Source organism: Asaia sp. A2 (genome assembly GCF_057319415.1).
In genome coordinates this window covers 1-13,157 of the sequence record NZ_JBXWTO010000007.1, presented here as the reverse complement: position 1 = coordinate 13,157, position 13,157 = coordinate 1, and the positions used below count along the sequence as shown (strand labels likewise).

The window sequence follows — 13,157 nt, the reverse complement described above, 5'->3', positions numbered from 1 at the left end:
GGAACGCAAGGCTCTTCATGTCCGATACACCAACGCCCACCACAGACTGCCTTTTCGCCCGTTACCAGAACCAGGTGCGTGAGGCATTGCGTTCGGTGGTGGCCGATCTGCCTGACGAGATCGCAGCCCGTGTCGAGGTAACGCCAACGCGCGACCCGTCTCATGGTGATATGGCAACCAATGCCGCCCTGCTGGCCTCGAAATTCGCCCGTCGTCGTCCTGCCGATATCGCGGCCGATCTGGTGCCATTGCTTGTCGCGCTGCCGGGCGTCGCCAAGGCAGAAGCTGCCGGACCGGGCTTTGTGAATATCACGCTCAGCCCTGACGTGCTGCAATCGGTGGCGCGCAGCGTGATCGAGGCCGGGCCGCGTTTTGGTGAGTCGCGTCTGGGGGCGGGCAAGCGCGTGAACGTGGAATATGTCTCGGCCAACCCGACGGGCCCGATGCATGTGGGCCATTGCCGTGGTGCCGTGGTGGGCGATGCCCTCGCCAATCTGCTGGCCAAGACCGGGCATGACGTTACCAAGGAATACTACATCAACGATGCCGGGGCGCAGGTCATCGCACTGACCTGGGCGGCATATTGGCGCTACCTTCAGGCCATTGGCACGCAGGTCGACACCGAGGCTTTTGCCGCGCTGACGCCGACCGGTCTGCAATATCAGGGCGACTACCTCATTCCCATCGGCGAGGCTCTTGCTGCCGCGCATGGCAAGGCGCTGGCGAATGAGGCCGGGCAGGCCGCCGATCCTTCCGTATGGTTCGAGATCGTGCGCGCCGCCACGCTCAAGGCGATGATGGAAGAGATCCGCACCGATCTCGCAGCTCTGGGTATTCATCACGAGGTTTTCGCCTCGGAAGCCGAGACGCTCGCCAGTGGTCGCGTGGATGAGGCGATCAACGCGCTGGACGCCAAGGGGCTGCTCTATGAGGGTGTGCTTGAACCCCCCAAGGGCAAGACGCCGGAAGATTGGGAGCCTCGCCCCCAGACGCTGTTCCGCTCCACCCAGTTTGGCGACGACGTGGATCGTGCGCTGCGTAAATCCGATGGCAGCAACACCTATTTTGCCAATGATATCGGCTATCACGCCAAGAAGGCCGAAGCGGCCGATGTGCTGATCGATGTGCTGGGCGCCGATCATGGCGGCTATGTCTCGCGTATGCGGGCCGCGGTCAGCGCACTGACCGATGGCAAGACCGAGTTCGAGGTCGTGATGTGCCAGATCGTGCGCATCATGAAGAGCGGCGAACCCGTGCGCATGTCCAAGCGTGCCGGTACGTTCGTGACCCTGCGCGACCTGCTGGACGAGGTGGGACGCGACGCCGTGCGCTTTACCATGCTGACCCGCAAGGCCGATGCGCAGATGGATTTCGACCTTGATGCGGTCGTGGCCCAGACGCGCGACAATCCGGTTTTCTATGTTCAGTACGCCCATGCGCGCTGCCGCTCTGTCATGCGCAGTGCCGAAACCATGTTCGGTGCTGACAGCACGGGCGATGCCTCCTTGCTCGGTGCCGATCTGTCGCGCCTCAATGCCGATGTGGAGCTTGCCGTGCTGCGTCGTCTCTCGACCTTCCCGCGTGTGGTCGAGGGGGCTGCCCAGACGCGCGAGCCGCATCGTATCGCTTATTATTGCGGCGAGCTTGCGGCCGATTTCCACGCCTTGTGGAACAAGGGCCGTGAGGATACGACGCTGCGCTTCCTGCATGAGCAGGACCGCCCGGCGAGTCTGGCCAAGCTCGCTCTCGTGGCGTCGGTTGCCAGCGTGTTGCGCTGTGGCCTGGCCATTCTCGGTGTCGAGCCGGTTGAGGAGATGCGATGAACGACGATACGCCAGACTGGCGCGACGACCAGCCGGGCGGCGACGGGAGCTATGACCGCCCCCGGCAGGAAACAGGCCGTGGCCCGGACCGACGCGCCAATGACCCGCGCTTCACCGATACGCGTCCGCCGTCCTATCCCTCGGACGCTACGGGCGGTGCCGGGTATGACGGTGCGACGGGCTCTTCTCGTGGTGCATCGTCGCAGACTTCCTCTCCGCGTGAGCGCCTGAGCGCCGATTACGATGACGAGCCTGTCTTCAGGCGCCGCAGCGCCGGGGCAGGGGGTGGTCTGGCGTCCCTGCTGGGCTCTGACATCATGACGCGTCGCCTTGTTTACGGGGCTGCGGGTCTGGGTGCGCTGCTTGTGGTTGGCGTGGGTGGCTGGTCACTGCTGGGCGGCCATTCAGGGGGTATTCCCGTCATTGGCCCGCCTCCCGGTCCTGTGCGCGACCGCCCGGCCGATCCGGGCGGCATGCAGATCATGGGCGATGGCACGGATCTTGACGTGACAGGCAAGGGTGAGGCGCATCTGGCCCCTGAACCAGAGCAGCCACGCCCCGAGGCGCTGGCGGCGCGAACAGCCCCGGAGACGCCCCCCGCCGGGGCAGCGACGCCTGCTGGAACAGCAAGCGCGGGTGCAGGGCAGGATGCGGGGGGCGATAGTGCCGGGGCTTCGGGGCAGAGCGCCCCTGGCGGCCTGCCCGACACATCCGTTCAGAAGCTGCCGGAAGGTACCGGAGCGCAGGGTGAAGCCGATCAGGGCGGGTCTGCCGCCCCGGCGGCGCCGGAAAATCCGGCTCCTGAAAAGGCGATGCCTGAAAAAGCTGCGCCTGAGAGAGCTGTGCCGGAGAAAGCCGTGCCCGAGCGTGCGCCGTCCGAGAAACCGGCCAAGGCAGCATCGGCCCCTCCCGCTGCGTCGTCTTCCGTAACGACAGGCTCTACCAGCAAGACCGCTTCCGCCATTCCGGCAACGGGCGGGCATATGGTCCAGCTTGCAGCGCTTGGCAGCGAAGCGGACGCCAAGGCGACGTGGAGCAAGCTTTCGAAGCAGGCCGGCGATCTGCTGAGCGACCGCACGCCGATGATCGAGCAAAAGACCATCAATGGTCATGTGTTCTATCGTCTGCGCGTCGGCGGGTTTGACACCACCCAGGCCGCCAAGTCGTTCTGTGTGCGCCTGCATGCACGCTCGATTGCCTGCACGCCGGCTGTCTTCTGATCGGTATGGGGGAGGGAAGCACCGCCTTTTCGTCGGCCATGGTACCGGGTGGTGCGGATCTGGAATCGGCGCCGCATCTCTCCCTGACCGGATTTGAGGGGCCGCTCGACCTGTTGCTCGATCTCGCCCGTGCCCAGAAGGTCGATCTGGCACAGATCTCGATATTGCAACTGGTTGAGCAATATCTGGCTTTCGTTGAGAGCGCGCGGCAGATCAGGCTCGAACTGGCCGCAGACTGGCTGGTCATGGCAGCCTGGCTGACATGGCTCAAATCACGGTTGTTACTACCCATCGAGAATGAGCCCGATACCGAGGCGGAGGATGCTGCGGGGTTACTGCAGGGGCGCCTTCAGGAACTGGATTCCATCAGGGCTCTTTCTGTCTGGCTTGATCAACGCCCCAGACTGGGAGAGCACGTCTTCGCGCGTGGTGCCGGCGAGGACATGACCCGTATTGATCGTTCGGGGCTGCGGGTGGATCTGATGGGGCTGATCGGTGCCTATCTGGGCATGACCCGTCGCCGTGGGCGCAAACGTATCTACGCGCCACCGAGCCCGCGCTACTGGACCGTGACCGAGGCCGTCTCGGCCCTGCATCGCCTGCTGAATGCGAGCGAGGTGGCGGGCTGGCAGAAACTGACCTCGCTTTTGCCAGCGCAATCTGCTGCGTCGCCACGGGCACGGGCCGCCGCCATGGCCAGCGCCCTCGTGGCAGGGCTCGAAATGGCCAAGAGCGGCACGGTGGAATTGCGGCAGGAAAGCGTTTTTGCCGAGATCATGCTTCGTGCCCCTCAGGGTGATTTTCAGGAAGTGACAGAAAGCTGATGTCAGAACTCTCCATGCCCGGCGGGTCGACTTCCCCTGCGGATGCAGGGGAACAGGCCGAAGATGTGTCGGTCGCCTCACCAGCAGTCGGTCTTGCCGCTCACTCGGACGCGGTCACTGACGCGGATCAGGCAGCTACGCATCGCGACCGCGCGATCGAGGCTGTGAACGCGCTCTCCCGTCTGGTTGAGGGACTGATTTTTGCCAGTGCCGAGCCCGTCACCGAAACGGCGCTGAAGCAGTTCGTGGTCTCGCAGGGGGCCGATGAGTCGCTGCTGGGGCCGGTTCTGGCCTGTGTCGTGGCAAGATATGAAGATCATGCGGTGGAGCTGGTGTCGGTCTCCAGAGGCTGGCAGTTCCGGACACGTCCTGAAATTGCCCCGGCACTGACACGCGTGGTGGAGAAACCGCGACGGCTGAGCCGTTCCGCGATGGAAACATTGGCGATCATCGCCTATCATCAGCCCTGCACCCGTGCCGATATCGAAGGCATACGCGGCGTCTCGCTAAGCCAGACCGTGCTTGATACCCTGATCGAGGATGGACTGATCATGCCCAAAGGGCGCAAGGAAGTACCGGGTCGCCCCATTTTATGGGGGACCTCGACGCATTTTCTGAGCAGTTTCGGGCTGAGTGATCTCGGGGCTCTGCCGCGGCGTGAGGAATTGCTGCTCGATCCCGATGCTTCGGGGCGTAATGATCGTATCGTGACCCAGAAGGGCGCGGGCTAGGCCGGGCGTCGTGCAAGACCGGAGCCGGGTTTCTGAGATGAGTGGGGAAGATGTTCGATTTTAGCTGGTCGGAAATTGCGCTGATCGTTGTCGTGGCGCTGGTTTTCATCGGCCCCAAGGACATGCCGACCGCCATTCGCGCCGTCAGTCGGGGTATCAAGGCGGTGCGCCGCATGGCGTCAGAGTTCCAGGGCCATGTGGATGAGATGATCCGCGAGGCTGATCTGGGGGAAGCACGCGACCATCTGCGCGACCTGAAGCGCTTCGACTTCCGGGACCGTATTGCGCGCACGATCGACTCGGACAAGACGATCAGCAAGAGCCTCGATTTCACGCCTCCTCCGTCGCTTTCCTCTCCGGCCCACGGAACGGACAACGCGATCCCGGTCACGGGGCCTGGCGTGACAGAGACGCCCAATACCCATGCCTACGGGGCCGGTGAGGCCGAGGCCCACAGCCCGGCCAGGCCAGCCGAGGCCTTTGGTCCGGCGATCCTGCCCCCGGCAACGGCGCGTCGCCTCCGGCATGAGGAGACGCTGTGGCACGCCCCGGCCGTCATTCCGCCCCTGCGGGTCATCCATAACGGGCGACGTGTCGCGCTCGATCCGCCACCTGCTGCACCTGCGTCGGTGCCTCCAGCCTCGTCAAAGCCTGGCGACGTGATGAGCGATGATGCCGCTGCCGCGACCCCCGATCTTGCCCAAGCGCCCTATCCTGCCATGACCCCAGAGGTCTCAACGGCCCCGGCCCCTGCGCCGGGGGTGATCCTGCCTGAATGTCCGACAGCGCCATGACGAATAACGACTCCCTCGATGACAAGGCCATGCCGCTTCTCGATCACCTGATCGAACTGCGCAGGCGGCTTATCTGGTCTCTGGTCGCGTTTATCGTCGCCTTCCTGCTCTGCTATCATTTCTCGGAGCAGATCTATCTGTTTCTTGCCGAGCCTCTGGCGAGGATCATGCGTCAGCAGGGCGAGCAGCCGCATCTGATCTATACGGCGCTGTCAGAAGCCTTTTTTACCTATGTGCGTGTGGCGGTGTTCGGCGCCGTGTTCCTGTCATTCCCGATTATTGCCATGCAGGCCTGGATCTTTATTGCGCCGGGCCTGTACCGCAACGAAAAGCGGGCCTTTGCGCCATTCCTGATTGCCACGCCGCTCATGTTCCTGCTTGGCGCGACCATGGCGTATTACTTCATCTTTCCCATAGCATGGCGCTTCTTCCTGTCGTTTCAGACGGCCCCTGCAGGCTCACAGGGGCTGCATATCGAATTGCAGGCGAGGGTCTCGGATTATTTGTCTCTGGTCATGAAGCTGATCCTGGCTTTCGGTGCGGCTTTCGAACTTCCCGTCGTGCTGACCCTGCTGGCACGTGTGGGCATCGTAACTTCCAAAGGCCTGAAGAAATTCCGCCGCTATGCCATTGTCGGGGCAACGGTCATTGCCGCCATACTGGCCCCGCCCGATGTGATTACCCAGGTGGGCCTCGCCGTGCCGCTGATCTTTCTGTATGAAATCTCGATCTTTACGGCACGTCTCGTTGAGCCGCGCCCTGCGACGATCGACTGAAACCTGACAGGACTTTACTGACATGCATGACTTGCGCGCCCTTCGCGCCGACCCGGCTGGTTTTGATGCGGCTCTGGCCCGTCGCGGCCTGTCGCCTGTCGCCGGTGATCTGGTGCGACGCGATGAGGAGCGTCGTGCGGCCCTTCAGGTCCTTCAGGAGCAGCAGGCACAGCGCAAGGTTCTGGCCAGGGAAATCGGTCAGGGCAAGAAAGCCGGGCAGGATACCAGCGCCCTTGAGCAGAAGGCTGTCGAACTGCGCGATCATATCGCGGCGCTCGAAGCCAGCGCCTCAACGATTGAGAGCGAGATCAGCGCCACGCTGGCCGGTCTGCCCAATCGTCTCGATGAAACCGTGCCGGAGGGGCGCGACGAGGAGGCCAATCAGGTTGTTCACCAATGGGGTGAGGTGCCTGTTTTCGATTTCGAGCCCAAGCAGCATTTCGAACTTGGCGAACAACTGGGGCTGATGGATTTCCCGACGGCCGCCAAGCTTTCAGGGGCCCGTTTCACGGTGCTGCGTGGGGCGCTGGCGCGGTTAGAGCGCGCGCTCGGGCAGTTCATGCTTGATACCCATACGCAGGAATTTGGCTATAGCGAGACCATCGTGCCGCTTCTGGTCAATGATGCCGCCATGTATGGCACCGACAAGCTGCCCAAATTCGCCGAGGATTCCTTCCAGACTACGGATGGTCGCTGGCTGATCCCGACCGCAGAGGTGCCCCTCACGGCCAGTGTCGCAGGTGAGATCCTCGAGGCGAAGGCGTTGCCATTGCGTATGACGGCGCTTTCAAGCTGTTTCCGTTCCGAGGCCGGGTCGGCCGGGCGTGATGTGCGTGGCATGTTGCGTCAGCACCAGTTCAGCAAGGTCGAACTGGTGTCTGTTACGACGCCCGAGGCCAGCGCGGATGAGCATGAGCGCATGACGCGCTGTGCAGAAACCATTCTGGAGCGGCTGAATATCCCCTATCGCCGTATGCTGCTCTGCGCCGGAGATACCGGGTTCGGTGCTGCCAAGACATTCGATCTCGAAGGCTGGTTGCCCGGCCAGAAGGCCTGGCGCGAAATCTCCTCCTGCTCCAACACGCGTGATTTTCAGGCACGCCGCATGAATGCGCGCTACCGCACCGAGAACGGTCCGGCTTTTGTGAACACCCTCAACGGGTCTGGTCTGGCAGTGGGGCGCACGCTGATTGCCGTCATGGAAAACGGCCAGACGGCCGATGGGGCGATCGAGATCCCCGAGGTGCTGCACCCCTATATGGGCGGTATGACCCGCATCGGCTGATGATGACCCTCGATGGGACGCGCCTCCGATGGCACGGTAAAGCCAGTCTGTCGGATGAGGTCGTATCGACGCCGTGCGGGCGAGCGCCTGCCTGACACGCCCGTAAAAAGGGCGTCGTGACTGACATTGCGAGAAGGAAGACCCTCATGCGTCTGACCGAACCGACCCTTCATGCCGACAGGCTTCTTGTGTTGTTGCGTCAGATCGTCGGCACGCCGCATGTGCTTGTCGCGCCCCATGCGACAGCGCCCTATACCAAGGGGTTCAGGTTCGGATCGGGCAAGGTGAGGGCGGTCATCCGGCCACGGACGCTGGTGGAGTTCTGGCGTGTGGCCGAGCTTTGCGTGGCGGCTGACCAGATCATGATCGTGCAGGCGGCCAATACCGGGCTGACCGGGGGCTCGACGCCAGACGGCGACGCGTATGATCGCCCCGTCATCCTGATCAATACCCGCCGTCTGCGCGGCATGCATCTGCTCGATGGTGGCCGACAGGTGATCTGCCTGCCCGGCACAACCCTGCACAAGCTTGAGACCACTCTGGCGCGTCATGGACGCGAGCCCCATTCGGTTATTGGCTCATCCTGTATCGGGGCCTCGGTGCTGGGTGGGATCAGCAATAATTCAGGGGGCGCTCTGGTGCAGCGCGGCCCGGCTTATACCGAGATGGCCCTGTATGGTCGCGTCACGGCAGAGGGGCGACTCGAACTCGTCAACCATCTGGGCGTAAAACTGGATGCCGACCCCATCAAGGCACTGGCCCGTCTGGAAAGTGGCGCATTCACACGTGACGAGATCGAATGGACCGATCGGAAAGGGCATGACGACGGTTATGTTGCGCATGTGCGCGATGTCGAGGCCCAGACACCTGCGCGATTCAATCAGGATGAGCGCCGTCTGTTCGAGGCATCCGGCTGCGCAGGCAAGCTGATCGTCTTTGCCGTGCGCGTTGACAGCTTTCCGGCAGAGGTCGATTCCCGCGTTTTCTATATCGGCACGAATTGCACCGACAAGCTGGAGGATCTGCGCCGTCATCTCCTGACGGCCTATGACACGCTGCCGATCGCTGGTGAATACATGCACCGCAATGCCTTTCGTATCGCCGAGGCCTATGGGCGCGATACGGTGGCTCTCATACGCTACGCGGGCACCAGGAATATTCCGCGTCTCTTCGCGGCCAAGGCCTGGCTGGATGACTGGCTTCGTCATTGGAAATGGCTGCCCGCGCACCTGACCGACAAGGTCATGCAGAAGCTGGGGCGTCTGTTACCCCAGCAGATTCCCGAGCGTATGCTCGATTTCGAGGCGCACTTCGAGCACCATCTCATGCTGCGCGTTTCGGCAGATCTGGCCCCCAGGGTAGAGGCGCATTTGCGCGATACGTTCGCGACAGAGGGAACAGGCTGGTTTGCCTGCACGCCCGATGAAGGCAAGCGTGCCTTTCTGCATCGGTTTGCGGCAGCCGGTGCGGCGCTGCGTTATCGCGCGGTGCATGATCGCGGGGTGGGGGAGATTGTCGCCCTTGATGTTGCGCTGCGACGCAACGACCGGGAGTGGTCCGAAACCTTGCCCTCAACACTCGACGCCCGGATATTGGAGAAGCTCTATTACGGGCATTTTCTCTGCCACGTGATGCATCAGGATTACGTTCTGAAGCCGGGGGAGTCAGCGGAAGCGACCGAGCATGAAATGCTCACGCTGCTGGACCAGAGAGGGGCTCGTTATCCCGCCGAGCATAATCTCGGCCATCTCTATGAAGGTGATGACGCCCTGTTTGCCCATTACCGGGATCTCGACCCTTGTAACTGTCTCAATCCCGGTATTGGAAGGTCAACAAGGAAGCGAAACTGGAAAGCAGAAAGTATCTGAGGAGAGTAGAACGGGTGGCCCTGCGCAAGACCTGTCAAAGCAAGGTGGCGTAGGGCCGAGGTGCACCTTTACGGTGGGCCAACCCCTTTATATTTGGCATCTGCGGAGAAAACCCTGATCGAGACCATAGTTTTCGACGATAATGTGCTTACGGAAAAACCAGACGACATATCTGTATTCCTTCTTCACATGGCGCACGATGCGCACTATTTTGCGTTGGCCGAACTTTACTTCAATTAACCGGAGTGATTTCCGGAGAATTACTTGAAGCAACCTCGGTTGCCGCAAAGAAACGCTAGCGCGGTTTTTGTGAAGAATGGAAGAACTTTTTGCGTCGACCACGCGAAAAAATTCATGTGTCGCACCTCGAACCGGGCCGTCGATCTGTATAAATCTCTGTTTTAAAAGTATTTTTTTTGCTCATGGCGCAGCGGGACGACTCGTCAAATCGGACTCATCACAGCGCCCGCCCAGCCGTTTCGCATGGTGCTGACGCCGGCTCGGCAGGGATGCAGGTGCTAGCGACAGGGAGGGGACGCGCACGTGCGATCTTGCGCAGCCACACTCCCATGCCCCTCTTCCGTGTATGCTTTGCTACCCTGCCGGAGCGCAGCGAGACGACGCGGGATAAAAAGCGACTGCGGCGTGTCAGCCGCGGCCGCGCCCCCCTTTACCGCCCTTACGTGGGCCGCCCGCTCCCTTGAAACGCCTGCCGGAGGGCGATCCACCGGGGGAGCGCTCACTCGACTCGCTTCTGCCGCCATCGCGCCCGGCGCCGTCTCGTCGCGCATCGCTTCTGGATGACGGTGGGCGGCCGGGGCCGGAATAGCCTCCGCCGGACCGGTCACCAAATCCTTTCCCGCCGCCGCGCCTGCCGGGCATGGCGCGTTTCTGGTGTTCTCGCTCGCGGCTTTGCTGGCGAAGCACCGCCTCGATCCAGTCATTCAGCGCCGTCGTGTTGTCCTCGGCGGCCTGCTTGTCGGTGTAGGCATCGGCAAAGCGCAGCGACAGCCAGCGCCACGCCACAAGGCGCTTATGCCGTTTCTCGGCGCGCTCGAGTTCCTCGCGCCCGGCCTGTGAGGGCTGGACCAGACGCCCTGTGCCGGGGGGCGGCACCCGCCGACCCGCCGCATGATCGCTGGCCCAGCCGACCAGCCGCGAAATGCCATTATCGCGCTCATCGATGGGGCACATGGCATAGACCCAGCGCTGGGTGAGGGAGAGTCCCTCCACACCTTCCAGGGCTGAGGCAATCTCGAAGGCCTGATCCATATCGGCCAGGCGGTAATTCGGGTCGTCGGCGCGCAACACGGCGCGCTTGATGCGCACCAGCACACCGTAAAGGCTGTCAGTCTCGATTTCCTCAGCCACCGCGCGCACGATATCGGCATCCGGCTGCACGAGGGGGCGCAGTTCCGTGATGGGCTCGGGCGGTGCGGCCAGCATCTTGCGGATATGGGCCGGTGTGCCCGCTTCGCCCAGCACGGCGACGACGCCGTTTTCATGATGGCCGTAGCGCCCGGCGCGCCCGCCAATCTGCTTGATTTCCTGCGCGGTCAGGTCTCGCGTCTGCTTGCCGTCATATTTGCGCAGTGCGCTGAACACCACACGCTTGATGGACAGGTTGAGCCCCATGCCAATGGCATCGGTTGCCACAAGGATTTCGGCTTCGCCATTATTGAAGCGCGCGGCTTCGGCACGACGCACTTCAGGGCTGAGCGCGCCATAGACCACAGCCACGCGCTTGCCGAGTGTCAGAAGTTCGGCGCGCAGATCCAGCACTTCACGTCGTGAGAAGGCAATGAGCGCGTCGCCCGCCTCCAGATCGCGCAGGCGCAAGGGCGCGCTGGCGGCGCGGAGTGGCGATTTACGCTCAAGGCTGATCTCGTCCAGCGGATCATCGCAAAGCTCGGCAATACGCCTGATGAGGGGGATGCAATCGGGGGCACCCAGAATATACAGATGACGCGCCGGTACACCCATGATGGCAGCCGTCCACGCAGCACCACGGTCGGGGTCCATCAGCATTTGCGCTTCATCGATCAGCGCGACATCGACCGGGTTGTGAAAGGGGCACATCTCGACTGTTGCGGCCAGATGGCGGGCGCCGGGGAAATCGATGCGCTCTTCACCCGTGGCGAGCGAAGCCGGAACCCCGCGGGACAACAGGGACTCGCGAAACTCATGGGCCAGAAGGCGCAGGGGGGCGAGGGCGAGGCCACTCTCGGCATTGGCCAGCGCATTGAGCGCGGTGTAGGATTTGCCCGAATTGGTGGGACCAGTCACCAGCGTGATACGGCGCTTGAGCGAGCGTGCCGTGCGAAAATGCGCGACATAGCGATCGAGCGCGGCCACACGGGCAATGACAGCATTGCCGACCTTGCGCCCGGCGAGCGCTGGCGTGCCTTTCTCGCCTCCGCGCCATTCCGCCAGCTGCGAGCGCAGGCGCTTGAGGATTTCGGGATCGAACTCGAATTTTTCAGTGCCGTCGGGCTGCGGGGTACGGCGTGTGACGGGCAGGCGGTTTTCGGCAATCCAGCGCAGTGCCTCGCGCGGGGTGCAATGCAGGATGGCGGGCACCTGATCGAACCCGACGAGGCTTTCTTCCCATGCCTTGAGGCGCTCGTTTTCCCGCTTGCGCCGTGCCTCGGCGCGCGCTTCGATCCGCTCTTCCTCTTCGCGTCGCGCCTTTTCGCTCGCGATCAGCTCGGCCTCGAAGCCCGTATCCTCCACCCCGAAAGCCGAGGCGATGATCTGCGCCAGCCGATCGATCTGTCCGCCCGAGAGGAAGGTGCCCGCATCGGTCAGATCGGCCTGCACCGCTTCAAGCACGTCGCGCGGCGTGTGGCCCATATCGCGAAAACGTGCGGCCAGCGTGTCTGCCAGCGTGGCACGGAGCAGCTCTGGCGTGGCCCGCGGGTCGTGCACGCGACTCACCGCATCGAGCATATCAGCCTTGCTGATCCAGAGCTCACCCGCGCGGCGGGTGAGGTTCATCAGCTGTGCTGCCCAGTCCTTGCGGCGCACATCGCATATCAGGCGCTCATATTCAGAGGCGAGGATGGTGTTCGTTCCCGGCACGAGGCTTCGTGCGATCAGTTTGAGCAGGCGCGGCTCTTCCTTGGGGGAGGGCGAGAGGCCGGTTTCCTCGATCGCAACAGAGAGCGCGTGATCGGCGGGGGAGAGTGCTGAGTCCATGAATCCGTTTGTGCGTTATGACACGGTTTGCTGCAACGGGAGACTTGCGGCCATGGGCGTTTCGCTTTCCTATACGCAACCGGAACGATACGCCGCGGCGTATTTTTTGAGACGTGACACAAGGAGAACCTGGTGCGGTTCAAGCAAGCTCCGAAGATTTCTGCCCTTTTCGCTCTGACGGCTTTGATGGGCGGCACGGCCCTCGCAGCGCCGGACATGCCTCCGCATATGGGCCCGCCACCCCCGCCGCCCGGCCCCGATGGTGGCCCCGGCGAGGTGCGCGGTCCTGCCTTTCTGATGAAGCCACAGCATGTTCTGAGCGATGGCAGCGTGACCATTCGCGGGCAGGCTGTTCCCTATCAGGCAGAGTCCGGCACGCTCATCGTTCATCCTGAGGGCTGGGACGATGCCAATCCCGATCCGAAGGCCCCGCAGGCTGTCGCCTCCATTTTCTATGTCGCCTATTTCAAGAAGGGCGCACATCCGGAAAACCGCCCCATCACTTTTGTCTTCTGTGGATGGCTCCCTTGTTGCAAGAGAAAAATGACACACTGACGTTGATCAGGAGCAGTCTTCTGTCCGGCCTGTTTGCGCAGTCGGTTTTGGACTGCTGGCCCTGATGGGTTCCGCGAACAAAG

At 62.7% G+C, this 13,157-nt stretch carries 10 protein-coding genes; 9 read left to right on the top strand and 1 reads right to left on the bottom strand.

The annotated features are described in order from the left end of the window. Positions 1–17 precede the first annotated feature (17 nt). The 8 genes from argS to dld all read left to right on the top strand — a co-directional run bounded on the left by argS (position 18) and on the right by dld (position 9,321). Positions 18–1,823: an arginine--tRNA ligase gene (gene argS / locus ACWNRM_RS07420; protein WP_485170211.1), complete on the top strand. Its 1,806-nt coding sequence runs from the start codon at positions 18–20 to the stop codon at positions 1,821–1,823. Then, positions 1,820–3,043: an SPOR domain-containing protein gene (locus ACWNRM_RS07415; RefSeq protein ID WP_485170210.1), complete on the top strand. Its 1,224-nt coding sequence runs from the start codon at positions 1,820–1,822 to the stop codon at positions 3,041–3,043. Before argS ends, ACWNRM_RS07415 begins: the two co-directional genes overlap by 4 nt. Positions 3,044–3,081: 38 nt before the next feature. Next, positions 3,082–3,867, top strand: coding sequence for a segregation and condensation protein A (locus ACWNRM_RS07410; protein ID WP_485170339.1), 786 nt, complete (start codon positions 3,082–3,084; stop codon positions 3,865–3,867). Beyond that, a complete protein-coding gene (gene scpB, locus ACWNRM_RS07405) occupies positions 3,867–4,598 on the top strand; it encodes an SMC-Scp complex subunit ScpB (RefSeq protein WP_485170209.1) in 732 nt (243 codons plus the stop codon). The genes ACWNRM_RS07410 and scpB overlap by 1 nt, the downstream gene beginning before the upstream one ends. Positions 4,599–4,648: 50 nt before the next feature. After that, the gene (gene tatB / locus ACWNRM_RS07400; protein ID WP_485170208.1) at positions 4,649–5,392 is read left to right on the top strand and encodes a Sec-independent protein translocase protein TatB; all 744 of its coding nucleotides are present in this window, start codon (positions 4,649–4,651) and stop codon (positions 5,390–5,392) included. Then, positions 5,374–6,168, top strand: coding sequence for a twin-arginine translocase subunit TatC (gene tatC, locus ACWNRM_RS07395; protein ID WP_023978650.1), 795 nt, complete (start codon positions 5,374–5,376; stop codon positions 6,166–6,168). The genes tatB and tatC overlap by 19 nt, the downstream gene beginning before the upstream one ends. Positions 6,169–6,190: 22 nt before the next feature. After that, on the top strand, positions 6,191–7,453 hold the full coding sequence (gene serS, locus ACWNRM_RS07390; RefSeq protein WP_122039062.1) for a serine--tRNA ligase: 1,263 nt from the start codon (positions 6,191–6,193) through the stop codon (positions 7,451–7,453). A 146-nt stretch (positions 7,454–7,599) separates the two neighbouring features. Continuing rightward, positions 7,600–9,321 carry a D-lactate dehydrogenase gene (dld, locus tag ACWNRM_RS07385; RefSeq protein ID WP_485170207.1) on the top strand — a complete coding sequence of 574 codons (1,722 nt, stop codon included), beginning with the start codon at positions 7,600–7,602 and terminating at the stop codon, positions 9,319–9,321. Positions 9,322–9,969: 648 nt separating this feature from the next. On the opposite strand, the gene ACWNRM_RS07380 is transcribed toward dld, so the two are convergent. Continuing rightward, a complete protein-coding gene (locus tag ACWNRM_RS07380; protein WP_485170206.1) occupies positions 9,970–12,519 on the bottom strand; it encodes a helicase-related protein in 2,550 nt (849 codons plus the stop codon). Between the two features lie 132 nt (positions 12,520–12,651). On the opposite strand from ACWNRM_RS07380, the gene ACWNRM_RS07375 reads away from it, so the two are divergent. Continuing rightward, complete coding sequence (locus tag ACWNRM_RS07375; protein WP_485170205.1) at positions 12,652–13,074, top strand: hypothetical protein; 423 nt, start codon at positions 12,652–12,654, stop codon at positions 13,072–13,074. Positions 13,075–13,157 lie beyond the last annotated feature (83 nt).